Source organism: Pseudolabrys sp. FHR47, assembly GCF_005153485.1.
Lineage (GTDB): Bacteria > Pseudomonadota > Alphaproteobacteria > Rhizobiales > Xanthobacteraceae > Pseudolabrys.
In genome coordinates, this window is sequence record NZ_CP039740.1 from 2,685,379 (window position 1) to 2,701,689 (window position 16,311).

General features: G+C 61.8%; 15 protein-coding genes. 4 read left to right on the forward strand and 11 right to left on the reverse strand.

The annotated features are described in order from the left end of the window. The first annotated feature begins 144 nt into the window (after positions 1–144). Positions 145–2,214 (forward strand): DNA topoisomerase IV subunit B, encoded by a 2,070-nt coding sequence (gene parE / locus E8Q40_RS13245; protein WP_137044998.1) that lies wholly within the window; start codon positions 145–147, stop codon positions 2,212–2,214. 18 nt (positions 2,215–2,232) lie between these two features. Then, positions 2,233–3,843: a hypothetical protein gene (locus E8Q40_RS13250; protein WP_137044999.1), complete on the forward strand. Its 1,611-nt coding sequence runs from the start codon at positions 2,233–2,235 to the stop codon at positions 3,841–3,843. 33 nt (positions 3,844–3,876) lie between these two features. On the opposite strand, the gene E8Q40_RS13255 is transcribed toward E8Q40_RS13250, so the two are convergent. From E8Q40_RS13255 to E8Q40_RS13265, 3 genes are all read right to left on the reverse strand, one after another. After that, entirely contained in the window at positions 3,877–4,398 is a 522-nt protein-coding gene (locus E8Q40_RS13255; RefSeq protein ID WP_137045000.1) for a hypothetical protein, read from the reverse strand. 117 nt (positions 4,399–4,515) lie between these two features. Then, positions 4,516–5,037 (reverse strand): isoprenylcysteine carboxylmethyltransferase family protein, encoded by a 522-nt coding sequence (locus E8Q40_RS13260; RefSeq protein ID WP_137045001.1) that lies wholly within the window; start codon positions 5,035–5,037, stop codon positions 4,516–4,518. After that, complete coding sequence (locus tag E8Q40_RS13265) at positions 5,006–5,707, reverse strand: alpha/beta fold hydrolase (protein ID WP_137045002.1); 702 nt, start codon at positions 5,705–5,707, stop codon at positions 5,006–5,008. The genes E8Q40_RS13260 and E8Q40_RS13265 overlap by 32 nt, the downstream gene beginning before the upstream one ends. A 236-nt stretch (positions 5,708–5,943) precedes the next feature. Between E8Q40_RS13265 and E8Q40_RS13270 the strand changes: the two genes are divergently transcribed. Together E8Q40_RS13270 and E8Q40_RS13275 are read left to right on the forward strand one after the other, a co-directional pair. Further along, entirely contained in the window at positions 5,944–7,413 is a 1,470-nt protein-coding gene (locus E8Q40_RS13270) for a DEAD/DEAH box helicase (protein WP_137045003.1), read from the forward strand. 173 nt (positions 7,414–7,586) lie between these two features. Then, positions 7,587–8,654: a GGDEF domain-containing protein gene (locus E8Q40_RS13275; protein ID WP_137045004.1), complete on the forward strand. Its 1,068-nt coding sequence runs from the start codon at positions 7,587–7,589 to the stop codon at positions 8,652–8,654. Between the two features lie 26 nt (positions 8,655–8,680). Here E8Q40_RS13275 and E8Q40_RS13280 read toward each other — a convergent pair whose 3' ends face one another. From E8Q40_RS13280 to sufB, 8 genes are all read right to left on the reverse strand, one after another. Then, positions 8,681–9,910, reverse strand: coding sequence for a hypothetical protein (locus tag E8Q40_RS13280; RefSeq protein ID WP_137045005.1), 1,230 nt, complete (start codon positions 9,908–9,910; stop codon positions 8,681–8,683). Positions 9,911–9,984: 74 nt separating this feature from the next. Continuing rightward, positions 9,985–10,392: a TfoX/Sxy family protein gene (locus tag E8Q40_RS13285; protein ID WP_137045006.1), complete on the reverse strand. Its 408-nt coding sequence runs from the start codon at positions 10,390–10,392 to the stop codon at positions 9,985–9,987. Positions 10,393–10,464: 72 nt separating this feature from the next. Next, positions 10,465–10,821 (reverse strand): iron-sulfur cluster assembly accessory protein, encoded by a 357-nt coding sequence (locus E8Q40_RS13290; protein WP_246662833.1) that lies wholly within the window; start codon positions 10,819–10,821, stop codon positions 10,465–10,467. Positions 10,822–10,925: 104 nt separating this feature from the next. Continuing rightward, entirely contained in the window at positions 10,926–11,285 is a 360-nt protein-coding gene (locus E8Q40_RS13295) for an SUF system Fe-S cluster assembly protein (RefSeq protein ID WP_246663102.1), read from the reverse strand. Positions 11,286–11,347: 62 nt separating this feature from the next. Then, positions 11,348–12,589, reverse strand: a complete 1,242-nt coding sequence (locus E8Q40_RS13300; protein ID WP_370455260.1) for a cysteine desulfurase — start codon at positions 12,587–12,589, stop codon at positions 11,348–11,350. A gap of 2 nt (positions 12,590–12,591) precedes the next feature. Next, a complete protein-coding gene (sufD, locus tag E8Q40_RS13305) occupies positions 12,592–13,905 on the reverse strand; it encodes a Fe-S cluster assembly protein SufD (RefSeq protein ID WP_137045009.1) in 1,314 nt (437 codons plus the stop codon). 9 nt (positions 13,906–13,914) lie between these two features. Beyond that, a complete protein-coding gene (gene sufC / locus E8Q40_RS13310; RefSeq protein WP_137045010.1) occupies positions 13,915–14,682 on the reverse strand; it encodes a Fe-S cluster assembly ATPase SufC in 768 nt (255 codons plus the stop codon). Positions 14,683–14,780: 98 nt separating this feature from the next. Beyond that, on the reverse strand, positions 14,781–16,304 hold the full coding sequence (gene sufB / locus E8Q40_RS13315; protein WP_137045011.1) for a Fe-S cluster assembly protein SufB: 1,524 nt from the start codon (positions 16,302–16,304) through the stop codon (positions 14,781–14,783). Between the last annotated feature and the right edge of the window lie 7 nt (positions 16,305–16,311).

Here is a 16,311-nt window from a genome sequence, read left to right on the forward strand (position 1 = left end):
CGCCGCCTTGGTTTCGGCCTCAAGAGAGGTCATGGAAGCCCCGCCGTGGCATAGTCGCTGGCAAATGATTCGCCGAACACCCATCTGTCCGGCCTGTCTTTCCTCATCCGACCTGCGAAGTCCGACAACGAACGTCTTGTAATTATGGCCAAATCCGCAACGAACAAGAAGACCGGCAAGCAGAACGACCTGTTCGCCGCCCCCGCCCGCCAGGCCGCCGCCCGTCCCGCGCCGAAGGAAGCCGCGCGCAAGGCGTCGAAAGCGAGCGGCGGCGATGGCGGCTACAGCGCCAAGGACATCGAGGTTCTCGAGGGTCTGGAACCCGTCCGCCGCCGTCCCGGCATGTATATCGGCGGCACCGACGAGAAGGCGCTGCACCACCTGTTCGCCGAAGTCATCGACAACGCAATGGACGAGGCGCTGGCCGGCCACGCCGACTGGATCGAGGTCGAACTCGATGCCGACGGCTTCTTGTCCGTGACTGATAACGGCCGCGGCATGCCGATCGACAACCACCCCAAGTTCAAGAACAAGTCGGCGCTCGAAGTCATCATGTGCACGTTGCACGCCGGCGGCAAATTCGATTCCAAGGTCTATGAGACCTCCGGCGGCCTGCACGGCGTCGGCGTGTCGGTGACCAACGCGCTGTCGGAGCGGCTGGAAGTCGATGTCTGGCGCGAGCAGACCCAGTACCGCATGGCGTTCGAGCGCGGCAAGCCGAAGGGCAAGCTCGAGAAAGTCGGCCGCGCACCTAACAAACGCGGCACCCGCGTGCGCTTCAAGCCCGACCCGGAAATCTTCGGCAAGAAGGCGGCGTTCGATCCGGCGCGCGTCTTCAAGATGGCGCGCTCGAAAGCCTATCTCTATGGCGGCGTCGAAATCCGCTGGTCCTGCGATCCTTCGCTGGTCGAAGGCACCGACATTCCGGAGAAGGCCACGTTCCACTTCGAGAACGGCCTCGCCGATTATCTGCGCACCAATCTCGAAGGCGCGACCTTCGTGCACCCCGACATCTTCTCCGGCTCGTCGGGCAAGGCCGGCAAACATGGCGCGGTCGAGTGGGCGGTCGCCTGGACTGCGGACGCCGACGGCTTCACCAATTCCTACTGCAACACGATCCCGACGCCGGATGGCGGCACGCATGAATCCGGCCTGCGCTCTGCCCTGCTCCGCGGCCTGAAGGATCACGCCGCGCGCATCGGCCAGGAAAAGCGCGTCGCGCCCGTGACCAGCGAAGACATCATGGTTGGCTCGGGCTCGATGCTGTCGGTCTATGTCCGCGAGCCGGAATTCCAGGGCCAGACCAAGGACCGCCTCGCCACCGCCGCCGCGCAGAAGATCGTCGAAAGCGCGATCAAGGATCCGTTCGATCACTGGCTGTCGGGCAATCCGCTGCAGGCCAACAAGCTGCTCGATTTCGTCATCGAGCGCGCCGAGGACCGCCTGCGCCGCCGCGCCGAAAAGGACATCGCGCGCAAGACCGCGGTGCGCAAATTGCGCCTGCCCGGCAAGCTCGCCGACTGCTCCAACACCGCCGAGCAAGGCTCCGAACTGTTCATCGTCGAAGGCGACTCGGCCGGCGGCTCGGCCAAGCAGGCGCGCGATCGCAGGACGCAGGCGGTGCTGCCGCTACGCGGCAAAATCCTCAACGTCGCCTCCGCCGGCAAGGACAAGCTGGCGCAGAACCAGCAGCTCGCTGATCTCATTCAGGCGCTCGGCTGCGGCACCGGCTCGCATTTCAGCGAGAACGATCTTCGCTACGAGAAGATCATCATCATGACCGACGCCGACGTCGACGGCGCGCATATTGCTTCGCTCTTGATCACGTTCTTCTACCGGCAGATGCCGAAGCTGATCGATCTCGGGCGGCTTTATCTCGCCGTGCCGCCCCTCTTCCGCCTGCAACACGGCGGCAAGATCGCCTATGCGCGCAACGATGCGCACAAGGATCACCTGCTCAAGACCGAGTTCAACGCCAATGCCAAGGTCGAGGTCTCGCGCTTCAAGGGCCTTGGCGAGATGATGGCGGCGCAGCTCAAAGAGACGACCATGGACCCGAACAAGCGCACCCTGCTCAAGGTGACGCTGGCGCATGAGGACGAGAAGGCCACTGAGAAATCCGTCGAGCGCCTGATGGGCAACAAGGCCGAAGCGCGCTTCGAGTTCATTCAGGAGAAGGCGGAGTTTGCGAGCGAGGAGTTGTTGGACGTTTAGTCTGGCGGCGCTGGCAAAATGGCAAACGATCTTAGGGAGCCAAGAGCCAGCGCAGCAAAAGTTGCATATCACCAAAATCAACTCTTGAAATTATTTTCCCGGGCCAACGACGCCGCATTCCTTCAGATGATTTGGGCCACCGACGCCCTCCAATCGGGTCGGGAGCGTCACGCCAAGCGATATCTTTTGGCATACCCTCCTGAAGCCGTAGCGGAGTCATCTCTTAGATCTAATTTCGGAATCCATCGATGGGAACTGGAAACGCTGCTCGTGCAGTTGTTTTTAGTACCGAAAGAACTTCCTCGGGAAACAGGCAATTTAACTCTCGACTGTTCGAAATTTGAAGCCATCCGTCAAACGATAAACCGCCTGCGTTCTCTCGAGAATGTCGAGGCGGCCCGTTACCTGAGTGGTGAATTCACCATTTGGGCCGAAATGAACAGGATTGCGCAGCGGCAATTTCATTGGCAGCGCGGGTATTTCAACACACCACAATTCTATAGGTACGCCTATCTTTATGCACAAGGAAAGTGCGCGGAATACTTCAGACAAACGTATGGACTTGAAGTTTCCGATCTTATGTTCACCGGATTTAGCTTATTCACTGCATACCTCAACAATCCGTGGATCCAGCGACAAACATCTGTTCCGGAGATGGGCCTCACCGAAGAAATCGTACAACGCGCATTTCCAATGTTGTCGTGCTCTCGAAACCAAGCCAGAGCCGAAACGGCGAAGCTCGTTGCCCATGCGCAGAATGATCACGGCTCTCCGATACCAACAGCGCTCTTGCCAAGCATACTTCGAAAATCACCTCTTATATATGTCGATGACGCTAACAAATTAGTGGCGCCGATTCCAGAAGCGATACTTCTTCGTGTCACTGCAGGATTATACTTCGACCTTCTCGCCGGAGGACAAGCTGTTATCAATGACGCTAACTCCCGTTTCGAACAATACTGCGCCGAACTTTTTGAAAAATTGATGAGGCAGTTCGGCGTCAAACGCGCTTACCGATACGGTGCCAAAGGAGCGCAATTTGACACGCCTGACATTCTAATCAAGGACGGCGATAAACTTGCAATCGTCGCGGAATGCAAAGCGACAAGATTGACGTATTTAGCACAGTTCGCAGAAGACCCATTTGAGGCTGCGAGGAAACAGTATTCTCAGATCGCCAAAGGCGTTTTTCAGCTATGGCGTTTCTTTGCACACATTCGTTGTGGTGTCGTGGAGGAGAAGCTTTCAAACGATTGCGCCGCGATGATTTTTACATTGGACGCGTATATGCAGATCGCAGAGGAATTGCAGAACAAAGTTCTTACCGAAGCCAATGCACTAGCCGATGCCGACGGAAATATCGAACAACAGGACCGCAAGCACATAATAATTTGCCCGATTTCCGACCTTGAATCTATCCTGACTACCTCGGACGAGATTTCATTACGAGAGTCATTGAAGGCTTCAAGTGAGCCTAAATATAAAGGCTGGATGTTAAATGAAGTACACCGGAATACAGGCGCGACTGATCGTTTCGGCGCCCCGAAGCCGTTTCCATTCGACTTAGCCGACGTGCTTCCTTGGTGGAAAAAGATTGGCGAACTTCTGGATCAGCACCGCGGGAAGTAGAGTTTCTACCTCAGCGTGTTGAGATTGCGTTACCTACCCACACCTCCTCAACACCGCCGTCCTCGCCCCGCTGCGCACCGCCACGCCGCTCTTCACCCGCACGCCGTCCTCACCGCGGTTGAACATGGTGCGCCGCGTATCGACGCCCTTCTTGTCCTTCGCAATACGCAGCACCAAGGTCTGCGTCTCCTCGCCCTCGGTGCCGGGGCGGAACAGCGCCCGCGCCTCAATCAAGTCCTTGCCGGCGCGCGCCGCGGCAACGACGTGATAGAGATTGGGCGCGAAGTCCGGCCCGACATCGTGGCTCTCGACGATCAGCCCGCCGCCCGGCGCGGTGACGCCGACATGCGGGTTCATCGGCGACGCCGGTCTGTCGCAGGCCACCGCCCAGGTCCCCAGCAGATTGAAGTCGCGGAACACGGGCTCGGCGGTGAATTGCGGCGTCGCGAGTGTCCCCGGCTCGGGCGCCGGATCGGTCGCGGCACGCGCTGTCAGGACGGCGGCGGACATGAGAGACAGCGCCGCGATCAGCGACAACACCGCGAACCGTTTCATGAAAGGCTTCGACTCCGCTCAGGCCCCAACCGAGTTGAGCAGAATAGCAATGCGCTATGCCGCTACAATCTGCGCCAGATCAAAGTCGCAGCTTTTTTGTGCGGCGTGCTCCGCGCGTCACAACGGCAGGCCATAGCGCGGCACCGTTCGCAGGTACCGCACATAGGGCTCGCCGAACTTGGCGGTGAGATAGCGCTCCTCGCGCAGGACGACGCCAAAATGCAGGACCAGCGCCAGAACGACCGTCATCACCACCATCCAGTCCGATGCCAGCAGGATGGCGAGACCGAGCACAAAGGCGGTGCCGCCGACATACATCGGATTGCGCACATAGCCGAAGATGCCGGTGCTCACCACCGCCGTGGAGGGCTTCCACGGCTTGACCTCGGTGCTGGCGCGGCGGAACTGGCGTTCGGCGACCATCACCAGCGCGATGCCCGCCGCCATCAACTCGAGGCCGAGCAGGAAGCGCGTGCCCCACGACAGCAGCACGCTGAGCAGATAGGCCGGCAGCAGCCAGTCGAGAGCCAAGCCCAGTACGATGGCGATGAGGGCCAGTAAGGGCGGTGGCGCGATGACGCCGGCCGTATCGCCGGACTGCCCCGCTTCAGGCGCGGAGAAATTCAACAAGCGCGCCATTGACGGCCTCCGGCTTCTCGATGGTGGAGAGATGTCCGCATTCCGGCACGATCACCAGCTTCGAACCTGAAATGCCGGCGGCCATTTCGCGCGCGAGATCCGGCGTCGTCAGTTCATCGCCATCGCCGACCAGCACGAGCGTCGGGCATTGGATCGAGGCCAGCAGCGGGCGCGAATCCGGCCGTCCCATGATCGCACGCTCCTGATTGACGAAAGCCTCGACGCCGGTGTCGCGCGCCATCGCCTTGACGATGCCTTTCAACCGCTCGTCGCCGGCATGGTTCCGGTGCAGGAACTTGGGCGTCAGCGTCTCGACGATGTCCATCAGCTTGCCGTCCTGAGCCATCTTGATAAATTTTTCGCGGCCGGCCTTGCCCTCCTCGGTGTCGGGCCGCGCCGACGTGTCGAGCAGCGCCAGCTTCGCGATGCGCTCAGGCGCCAGCCGCATCATGGCGAAGGCGATGTAGCCGCCCATCGACAGGCCGGCGAGCGCGAAGCGCGGCGGCGCGTTGTCGAGAATGCGCCGCGCGATCGCTTCCATCGTGTCGTCGCGGCGGTGATCGGCGACGGTCACCGGGCCGTTCGGCCACAGGGCCTCGATCTGCGGGGCATACAGCCGGGCGCTGCAGAGAAGGCCGGGAACCAGCACGAGCGGCAGCGAAATCGCCATTTGAGAGCCTCCAGAGGGCAAAAAGCCCGAAAAATCAGCCAAAATTAGCCATACTGCACTGCGAAAGGATTGACTTTACGCCCGTCCTCCCTATGTTCCTGCCAGCCGGTCCGAGCAAAATCAGATTCGACCGTGCTCCCGCGCATTGTACTCGTTTCAGTAAATGGGTACCCGGTTTCGACAACCGGTTTTACGTCCGGCGCGGCGCTTGGCGAATTTTCGCCCTTTGAGGTTTCATGAGCTCTTCTGAACTCGGCGCGGCAGTCAGCACGACACCGGCCACGACCTTCTCCGAACTTGGTTTGTCCGACAAGGTCCTCGGCGCTATCGAAGCGACCGGCTACAAAACACCCACCCCCATCCAGGCCCAGGCCATCCCCCACGTTCTCGCGCGCCGCGACGTTCTCGGCATCGCGCAGACGGGCACCGGGAAAACCGCGGCCTTCGTCCTGCCGATGATCACCATGCTCGAGAAAGGCCGCGCGCGGGCCCGCATGCCGCGCACGCTGATCCTCGAGCCGACCCGCGAACTCGCCGCGCAGGTTTACGAGAGCTTCGAGAAATACGGCAAGAACCACAAGCTGAACGTCGCCCTCCTCATCGGCGGCGTTTCTTTTGGCGACCAAGACACCAAGCTCGTTCGCGGCGTCGATGTGCTGATCGCGACCCCGGGCCGCCTGCTCGATCATTCCGAGCGCGGCCGTCTCCTGCTCTCGGGCTGCGAACTGCTGATCATCGACGAAGCCGACCGCATGCTCGACATGGGTTTCATCCCGGACATCGAGCGCATCGGCAAGCTGGTGCCCTTCACGCGCCAGACCTTGTTCTTCACGGCGACCATGCCGCCGGAAATCCAGCGCATCGCCGACAACTTCCTGCACAATCCGGTGCGCGTCGAAGTATCGAAGCCCGCCACCGCCGCCTCCACGATCACGCAGTTGCAGATCGCCGTCGGTCGCGAAGATTACGAGAAGCGCGCCACCTTGCGCCATCTCATTAACACCGCGGAGAACTTCAAGAACGCCATCATCTTCTGCAACCGCAAGCTCGAAGTCGCGGCGCTGCATAAGTCGCTGGTGAAGCACGGCTTCAATGCGGTGGCGCTGCATGGCGATCTCGACCAGTCGACGCGCACAGCCGCGCTCGATGCCTTCCGCAAGGGCGACGCCAAGCTGCTGATCGCCTCCGACGTCGCGGCGCGCGGTCTCGACATCCCGGCGGTGAGCCATGTGTTCAATTTCGACGTCCCCCACCACCCCGACGACTACGTCCACCGCATTGGCCGGACGGGCCGTGCTGGCCTGACCGGCACCGCGATTTCATTGGTCGCGCCATTCGACGCCAAGTCGGTGGCCGCTATCGAGAAGCTGATGGGCACGACCATCCCGTGGATGGGTGAACCGGTCGTGGTCAGCGAGGAAGATGCCAAGGGCCGTCCGCGCCGTGGTGGCGGTCAGGATCGCGGCGCCGGCCGGGGCGGACGCGGCCGCAGTGGAGGTCGTGGCCGCCAAGGTGGCCGCCAGGAAGGCCGTGGCGAACGCCCGGAGCAACCGCGTCCTGAGCGTGCACCGCAGCAGCGTGCCGAAGTCGTGCCCAAGGCGGCTGAGCCACAACCTTATCGTGAGCGCGCAAATCGCGAAGCCAACGATACGGATGGCAGCCATTTGCCGGCGTTTTTGCTCAGGCCCGTGACCATCAAGGCTTAGGCATCCCTCGCCCGCCGCGTCCCGGAGTGGTATGTATCGCCACCACAACCGGTTCCGTATTTACCGCTCATTCATATCCCTCGCATACCGTTCTTGTCGGGGACGCGACGCGGCCACGAATTGGCGCGCCATAAGGCCCACGGGCAACGACGCCTCCAGAGGGTTTTTTGAGGATGAGCGGGCACAGCGACGAACATGAACGCACTATGGCGTTCTGCGAAATCGCGCTGAGCCAGATCAAGGCGCTGCGCCAGCCTGCGACGCCCCGGAATTACGAAATCTGGTACTCATATGCGACCGGGTATCAGCCGTCGCTCAATCAGAAAATCAACGAAACACTGAGCCAGAACGGCAGCCTGTCGGATGCCGATCTCGACAGCGTCTATGAGACCTATCTGGCGCCGTCCCGCCTGACCGATCGCATCGACAGCGTCGGATCCAAGGTGATGGGCGAGATTGAGCAGGTCATGGCGATGATCGACGCCGCGGCCGGCAGTGCCTCGACCTATACCGAAAGCCTCGCCGGCATGTCTGAAGCGATAGGCGCGTCGTCGGATCGCGAAGGGCTGCGCGCCATCGTCGAAGGCCTGGTGGCGACTGCCAAGGAAATGGAAGAATCGAACCAGAAGCTCGAAGAGCGCCTCAACGCCTCGAAGGCGGAGATCAACGAGCTTCAGGTCAACCTCGAAGCCGTGCGCACCGAGAGTCTCACCGACCCGCTGACCCAGCTCGCCAACCGCAAGTTCTTCGACACGACGCTGCAGGATGCGATCAACTTCGCGCGCGAGAATGACGAGCCGCTGTCGCTGATGCTCACCGACATCGACCATTTCAAGAAATTCAACGACACCTTCGGCCATCTGACGGGCGACCAGGTGCTACGCCTCGTCGCCATGTCGGTGAAGCAGAACGTCAAGGGCCAGGACACGGCAGCACGATACGGCGGCGAGGAGTTCGCTGTGATCTTGCCGAATACCGTGTTGCGATCCGCCCTCACCGTCGCGGATCACATCCGCCGCGCCGTGATGACCAAGGAACTGATGAAGCGCTCCACCGGCGAGCATCTCGGCCGCGTGACCATCTCCATCGGCGTTGCCTCCCTACAGGCGGATGACACCGCTGCAACCCTGATCGAACGAGCCGACGCCTGCCTCTATGCCGCCAAGCGCAACGGCCGCAACTGCGTGCTGTGCGAGGCCGATCCGGAAGTCTCCGCCGATCAGGCGATGCAGGTGGCTTAAAGGCTTTCCTCGCCGCCCCTGCCCTCCTAAAGCTCGGCCGACACCGACAGCGTACCGATATAGGAGCGGCCGCTATTGCCGCTGAAATAGCCGGCAAAGCCGTTCGGCTCGATGGCGATATCGACATAGCCGAGTTCGACCCCGAACTTCAGCCGCTCGACCGGCTTCCAGAACAGATTGACCGCCGTACGAAATGTTTCGCTCCGCGGTTTTGCGGCGAGAAGCTCGGCCTTGACCGAGACGAAGCTCGCAAACACGTTTGATTCGAACTGCTCCGACCATTCGTGGTGATAGGATGCCACCGCGCTCCAGCCTTTGGTTGGACCAACGGACCGCACGATGCTCTGATAGACCACGAGATCGTTGGTCGTGCCGAGATAAGACGAAGCGTCGACCGCGTAAGTGGCCTGGAAGCTGAACGCATCACCGTCGGCAATGAACGGCGTCGGGATCGTCATGCCGGCACTCACGGCCCAGCCGGTGCGGGTCGTGGCCGTGCTCGGCAGGAACGGCAACAGCGGCGACCGCGAAAAATCGGCGCGACGCACGACGCCGGAAAGATGCGTGGTGAACGCTTCGGTCTCGCGCCGCCAGCGCAGCGCGTAGACCGGGCTCGAAAAGTCGAAGCTCCAGATATCGGTGTCGGCATTCGGCGATGTCGGCAGGCTGGATTCGATACCGACAGCGAGGCTGTTGGCATCATCAAGCCGGTGCTCGTAGACGATCGACGTCGCGGAGCGGCCGGGCGAACTGGCGCTGGTGAGGAAGCTGCCCTCCCAGAAGCTCATCAGCGTGCCGTTATATCCGACCGTTAGGCCTTCGAAGCCGACGCTCCAACCAGTGAAGTAGGCGCTGCCGCTCGCCGTGCCATCGCCGGTCGACTTCGACCACTCCCCGGCGATGGTGGACTTGAACAAGCCGAGCGAGGTCTGACGCGTCAATTCAAGCCCGGTGTTCGCCGTGATCGTCTGCGAGTCTGTGCTTTGCGACACCGTGCCGTTGCGGTTGACGATCCGCGGCACACCCGCGCTTTGGCTGGCCCGCTGGTAGCTGTAGGAAACGCCGGCGGTGACCTTGGCGCAGGCCTCGCCGACGGCGAAAAAGGCGCCGCTGTCGGCGTCGTCGGCTGCGTCCTGACAGAAGTCCGGCGCGCCGGGGGAGACGATGGGTTCCGCGCGGGCAACCACCGCGCCCAGCGACACTATCGACAGCGAAACAACGATCCGGGCAATCGTTCCGGCCTCACGCCACGCCATGACCTCAACCGCCCCCAGAGACCCTTCGCCATTCGCAGTCAAAGGCCGGATCGAGTCAAGCGTGGCGGCCCGACTTATGCTCGTTTTGGCTTCTTCGCCCTGGATATTGGTTTCCGCTTCGGCTTGGTGCTGCGCTTGGGGCGCTGCTTTGGCTTACGCACCCGAAGTGCGTGGGCGACCCGCACGGCGGCCCGCGTCCAATCGGCCAGTTCGTCGGCATCGTCATAAAGCCGCTCCGGCAAACGCCAGAACGAATTGACAATAACGACCTTGCCGCTCTTGGGCTGGGTGTAGCTGAAAGGTCGAGCGCCTTCCGCCTCGAAACGCGGAATGGTCGAGGCATCGGCCTTGAAGTACAGCTCGCCGCGCAGGAACATGGCGAAACAGACATCTTCGGCGTAAAGACCGAAGCCCGAAAACATCCGTTTGACGCTGACAGGACCGTAGGACGAAAACAGTTCGGCGATGTCCTCACGGTCCATCGTCCGGTGCTACCTATTTTGACGCGTTTTCTTCACACGAACCGGCTTCCACTTCGCTTGAAAACGCTTTGTTCAGTGCGCGGCAGCTTCGTCGCCCGCTTTCGCTGGCGTGAGCTGGACGCTCTCGCCGCAGCCGCAGGCCGAGGTCTGGTTCGGGTTGTTGAATACGAATTGCGACGACAGCTTCTCGGTCTTGAAATCCATCTCGGTGCCGAGCAGGAACAGCACTGCTTTGGGATCGATCAGTATCTTGACGCCCTTGTCCTCGATCACCTCGTCGGTCGGCTTCACGGCGTCGGCATATTCCATGGTGTACTCCATGCCGGCGCAGCCGCCGTTCTTGACGCCGACGCGAAGGCCCGCAACCGGCTTGTCGGCATTCGCCATGACCGCCTTGATGCGCTCGGCGGCGGCTTCGGTCAGCCGCATCACCTGGGGCCGGGGTCTTGGCGTAGAAGGTCTCGGAGTGGCAGTCGCCATGATCGTCCTCGTCAGTTGACCCTTATCTAAGCACCGATTCCTGAAATTTAAACTCACCACATGTTGAGGACGAGACGCGCCTCGTCCGACATGCGGCTCGGGTCCCATGGCGGGTCCCAAACTACGGAAACCTTGGTTTCTTTGACGCCAGGAACGGCGGATACGGCGTTCTCGACCATAATCGGCAGTTCCTGCGCCGACGGGCAGTTCGGCGAGGTCAGCGACATATCGACCTTCACCGTGCGGTCGTCGCCAATGTCGATTCGGTAAATCAGGCCGAGTTCATAGACGTCGGCCGGGATTTCCGGGTCATAGACCGTCTTGATGCCGGCGATGATCTCGTCGGTCATCCGGTTCAGTTCCTCCTGCGGCAATGCCGAAGAGCCGGTCACGGCCGCATTCGGGTCGCTGATCTCCGGCGCCGTCGTTGCGACCGGCGCTTCCTGCTTCACGGTGTCGTCGCTGGTGTTTTCAGTCACGCGAAGAACTCCTGCGCCTTGATCAGCGCGCTGGCCAGAGTGTCCACCTCGGCCTTGGTATTGTACATGCCGAACGAGGCCCGGCACGTCGCCGTGACGCCGAAGCGCGCCAGGAGCGGCATCGTGCAATGGGTGCCGGCGCGGACGGCGACGCCCGAGCGGTCGATCACCGTTGCAATATCATGAGCGTGCGCGCCCTTCATCTCGAAAGAGACAATGGGCCCCTTATCTTTCGCCGTGCCTATGATGCGCAGCGAATTGATCTGACCCAGTTTCTCATGGGCATATTTGACCAATTCCAATTCGTGAGAGCGGATGCGCGCCTTGCCGACCGACTGGATGTAGTCGAGCGCGGCGCCCAAGCCGATCGCCTGCACGATCGGTGGCGTGCCGGCTTCGAATTTGTGCGGCGGATCGCCATAGGTGACGCGATCCTCGAACACCTCGCGAATCATCTCGCCGCCACCATTGAACGGCCGCATCGCCTCGAGATGTTCCATCTTGCCCCAGAGCGCGCCGATGCCTGTCGGACCGTAAAGCTTGTGGCCGGTCATGACGAAGAAATCGCAGCCGATGTCCTGGACGTCGACGTCCATGTGCACGGCGCTCTGCGAGCCGTCGACCAGCACCGGAATGCCGCGGGCATGGGCGATGCGCGCCACTTCCTTCACCGGCACCACGGTGCCAAGCGCGTTCGACATCTGCGTGATGGCGACAATCTTCGTGCGCGGCGTCAGCAGCTTCTCGAATTCGTCGAGAAGGAAGTTGCCCTCTTCGTCCACCGGCGCCCACTTGATCACGGCGCCGCTGCGCTCGCGGTGGAAGTGCCACGGCACGATGTTGGAGTGATGCTCCATGATCGAGAGCACGATCTCATCGCCCTCATTCAGGCGGCCGGCGCCGAAGCTCGAGGCTACCAGATTAAGGGCCTCGGTGGCATTGCGCGTGAAGATGATCTCTTCCTTGCGCGGCGCATTGATGAACTTCTGAACCTTCTCGCGCGCGCCCTCGTAGGCCTCTGTCGCTTCGTTGGCGAGATAATGCAGGCCGCGATGCACATTGGCGTATTCGCGGGTGTAGGCCTTCATCAGCCGGTCGAGCACGGCTTGCGGCTTTTGCGCCGAGGCAGCGTTATCGAGATAGACCAGCGGCTTGCCATACACCTGCATCGCCAGCGCCGGAAAATCGGCGCGGAGCTTGTCGACGTCGTAGGCGCCGTTGGCGATGGCGGCGTGCATGTTCATGGCTTGACCTCGCGGGCCTCCAGCCAGGCCAGCGCCGCGTTCATGATGGCGTCGCGGAATCCTTCGTTCGCGATTTCCTCGACGGTCTCGCCGATGAAGGCCTGGATCAGCAGCGCCTCGGCCTGCGCCTCATCGATGCCGCGCGACATCAGGTAGAATTTCAGCGTCGGGTCGAGCGCGCCGGCGGTGGCACCATGGCCGCAGACCACGTCGTCGGCGAAGATTTCCAGCTCCGGCTTGTTGTCGGCCTCGGCCTTGTCGGAGAGCAGCAAAGCCCGCGTCATCATCTTGGAGTCGGTCTTCTGCGCGCCGGGCTTGACCACGATCTTGCCCTGGAACACCGAATGGCTTTCGCCGTCGAGCACCGCCTTGAACTGCTCGCGGCCGGCGCAATGCGCCGCCACATGCTCGATCAGCAGTGTATTATCGACATGCTCCTCGCCGCGCAGCAGATTGACGCCGCGCACCGCGCCTTTGGAATGCTCGCCGGCGAAGCGGATGAAGCTCTGGTTGCGGACGATGCCGACATCGTGATTGAGCACGAAGGTATCGAAACGCGCGTTCCGGCCGGCGCTCATCAAGAGGCTACCGAGATGGACGCCGCGATTGGCAACCACCTTGTAGTAATCGACCTCGGCCTCGTCACCGACGATCAGCTCCAGCGCGGTATTGACCTGCGCGGCAACGCCTTCATGGCTTTCGGCAATCGCCACCTTGGCGCCCTTCTCCACCACGATCAGCGAGCGGGTGAAGGATGACGCCTCGCTCTGCGTCACGAACACCAGATGCAGCGGCCGCTTGAGCGCCGTGCCGGCGGCGATGCGGATCACCACGCCGTCGCCCATCAGCGCCGTGTTGAGCGCGACGGCGATGTCGTCGGTCTCGAAGGTCTTGCCGAGTTTCGCCGTGACCTCGGCATCGCCCTTGGTCAGCGCCTCCGCCATCGAGCCGATGGAAAGCCCGGCTTCCGACGACAGGTCCGACAGTTCCGGCACGAAAGCGCCGTCGACAAAGGTCAGCTTGCGCGGCTTGAGCGCGGCGAATACGGCGCCGGCATCCCTGGCGTTGGCCTTCGCGGCGGCATCCGGCACCGCGGCGAGCGGCAGCGCCTCGCGCAGGCCCGTGCGCAGATCGGTGTATTTCCACTCCTCGACGCGGCGCGTCGGCAGCCCCTTGGCGTCGAAGCGCTTGAAAGCATCCTCGCGCAGCGAAGCGACCGCGCCCTTCCCCGGCAGCTTGCCGCGCGCGCCATCATAAGCGGCGATGAGCCCCTGCTCGGCGGGAGTCCTGATCGGAGTTACGTCAGCCATCGCTAAACCTTACGCCGCCTCGTCCGTATCGGTGTATTGCGCGTAGCCCTTCGCCTCGAGCTCCAGCGCCAGTTCCTTGCCGCCCGAGCGCACGACGCGGCCCTTGGCCATGACATGCACGACGTCCGGCACGATGTAATCGAGCAGACGCTGATAATGCGTGATCACGATCATGGAGCGCTCCGGCGAGCGCAGGCGGTTGACGCCTTCCGACACGGTTTTCAGCGCGTCGATATCGAGACCGGAGTCGGTTTCGTCGAGCACGGCGATACGCGGCTCCAGGATCGCCATCTGCAAAATCTCGTTGCGCTTCTTCTCGCCGCCGGAGAACCCGACATTGACGCTGCGGCGGAGCATCTCCTGGCTGATGCCAAGCTTGCCCGAGGTGTCGCGCACCAGCTTGATGAATTCCGGCGTCGAAACCTCGGCCTCGCCGCGCAGCTTGCGCTGAGCGTTGAGCGCGGTGCGCAGGAAGGTCATGGTGGCGACGCCCGGCACTTCGACCGGATACTGGAAGGCGAGGAACACGCCCTTGGCGGCGCGCTCGTTCGGGTCCATCTCAAGAATGCTCTCGCCGTCGAGCAGGATGTCGCCTTCGGTGACGGCATAGCCGGGCCGGCCGGCGAGCACATAAGCCAGTGTCGATTTGCCGGAGCCGTTCGGCCCCATGATGGCAGCGACCTGGCCCTTCTCGATGGTCAGATTGAGACCGTTGAGGATCTTCTTGCCGTCATCCTCGATCTCGACATGCAGGTTCTTGATCTCAAGCAGTGACATAATCGGTCCACTTATCCTCTGTCTCCGTTCGCCCCCGCGAAAGCGGGGGCCCAGTTCTTGGCTTCTGGGTTCCCGCTTCCGCGGGAACGAACGGGTCGTTAACCCACCGATCCCTCAAGCGAGATCGAAATCAGCTTCTGCGCTTCCACCGCGAATTCCATCGGCAACTGCTGCAGCACGTCTTTGACGAAGCCGTTGACGACGAGCGCGGTCGCCTCCTCCGCCGACATGCCCCGGCTCTGGCAGTAGAACAGCATGTCCTCGGAAATCTTCGAGGTGGAGGCCTCGTGCTCGAACACGGCGGATGAATTCTTAGCTTCCATATACGGCACGGTATGCGCGCCGCATTTGTCGCCGATCAGCAGCGAGTCGCAGTTGGTGAAGTTGCGCGCGCCGGTCGCGCGGCGATGCGCGGTGACGAGACCGCGATAGGTGTTCTGCGACTTGCCGGCCGAGATGCCCTTGGAGATGATCCGGCTCACGGTGTTCTTGCCGAGATGGATCATCTTGGTGCCTGAATCGACCTGCTGGTGGCCGTTCGAAATCGCGATCGAATAGAACTCGCCGCGCGAACCATCGCCGCGCAGGATGCAGCTTGGATATTTCCAGGTAATCGCCGAGCCGGTCTCGACCTGGGTCCAGGAGATCTTCGAGTTCTTGCCGCGGCAGTCGCCACGCTTGGTGACGAAGTTGAAGATGCCACCCTTGCCTTCGGCGTCGCCCGGATACCAGTTCTGCACGGTCGAGTATTTGATCTCGGCGTCGTCGAGCGCCACGAGCTCGACCACGGCGGCGTGCAACTGGTTCTCGTCGCGCATCGGCGCGGTGCAGCCTTCGAGATAGCTGACATAGGCGCCCTCGTCCGCAATGATCAGCGTGCGCTCGAATTGTCCGGTGTTCTGCTCGTTGATGCGGAAATAGGTCGACAACTCCATCGGGCAGCGCACGCCCTTCGGCACGTAGACGAAGGAGCCATCGGAGAACACCGCCGAATTCAGCGTGGCGAAGAAGTTGTCCGAGGTCGGCACCACCGAGCCCAGATACTTCTTGATGAGATCCGGGTGCTCCTGGATCGCCTCCGAGATCGGCATGAAGATCACGCCGGCGCGCTTGAGTTCTTCCTTGAAGGTGGTCGCCACTGACACCGAGTCGAACACGGCATCGACCGCGACGCGGCCGGACGAGCGCATGCCCTCCATCATGTCGCCGTCGAGCTGGCTCGGCTCGCTTTGCTTGCGCACGCCGGCGAGGATCTCCTGCTCCTTCAGCGGAATGCCGAGCTTCTCGTAGGTGCGCAGCAGTTCGGGATCAACGTCAGCCAGCGACTTCGGCGCCTTGAACGCCTTCGGCGCCGAATAATAATAGGCGTCCTGATAATCAATCTTGGGATAGGAGACGCGCGCCCAGGTCGGCTCCTTCATGGTCAGCCAGCGACGGAACGCCTCGAGGCGCCAGTCGAGCATCCACTGCGGCTCGTTCTTCTTGGCCGAGATGAAACGGACGGTGTCTTCGTTCAGACCCTTCGGGGCCTTCTCGGATTCGATCTCGGTGACGAATCCATACTTGTATTGGTCAACGTCGATCTGGCGGACCCGATCGACGGTCTCTTGTACGGCCGGCATTCTTCCC

Coding starts and splice junctions, on each gene's coding strand:
- E8Q40_RS13285 (WP_137045006.1), bottom strand. CDS start 10,392: ATGGACCGTGAGGACATCGCCGAACTGTTTTCGTCCTACGGTCCTGTC.
- sufB (WP_137045011.1), bottom strand. CDS start 16,304: ATGCCGGCCGTACAAGAGACCGTCGATCGGGTCCGCCAGATCGACGTT.
- sufD (WP_137045009.1), bottom strand. CDS start 13,905: ATGGCTGACGTAACTCCGATCAGGACTCCCGCCGAGCAGGGGCTCATC.
- E8Q40_RS13280 (WP_137045005.1), bottom strand. CDS start 9,910: ATGGCGTGGCGTGAGGCCGGAACGATTGCCCGGATCGTTGTTTCGCTG.
- E8Q40_RS13275 (WP_137045004.1), top strand. CDS start 7,587: ATGAGCGGGCACAGCGACGAACATGAACGCACTATGGCGTTCTGCGAA.
- E8Q40_RS13300 (WP_370455260.1), bottom strand. CDS start 12,589: ATGCACGCCGCCATCGCCAACGGCGCCTACGACGTCGACAAGCTCCGC.
- E8Q40_RS13260 (WP_137045001.1), bottom strand. CDS start 5,037: ATGGCGCGCTTGTTGAATTTCTCCGCGCCTGAAGCGGGGCAGTCCGGC.
- sufC (WP_137045010.1), bottom strand. CDS start 14,682: ATGTCACTGCTTGAGATCAAGAACCTGCATGTCGAGATCGAGGATGAC.
- E8Q40_RS13290 (WP_246662833.1), bottom strand. CDS start 10,821: ATGCGGCTGACCGAAGCCGCCGCCGAGCGCATCAAGGCGGTCATGGCG.
- E8Q40_RS13250 (WP_137044999.1), top strand. CDS start 2,233: ATGGCAAACGATCTTAGGGAGCCAAGAGCCAGCGCAGCAAAAGTTGCA.
- E8Q40_RS13270 (WP_137045003.1), top strand. CDS start 5,944: ATGAGCTCTTCTGAACTCGGCGCGGCAGTCAGCACGACACCGGCCACG.
- parE (WP_137044998.1), top strand. CDS start 145: ATGGCCAAATCCGCAACGAACAAGAAGACCGGCAAGCAGAACGACCTG.
- E8Q40_RS13255 (WP_137045000.1), bottom strand. CDS start 4,398: ATGAAACGGTTCGCGGTGTTGTCGCTGATCGCGGCGCTGTCTCTCATG.
- E8Q40_RS13265 (WP_137045002.1), bottom strand. CDS start 5,707: ATGGCGATTTCGCTGCCGCTCGTGCTGGTTCCCGGCCTTCTCTGCAGC.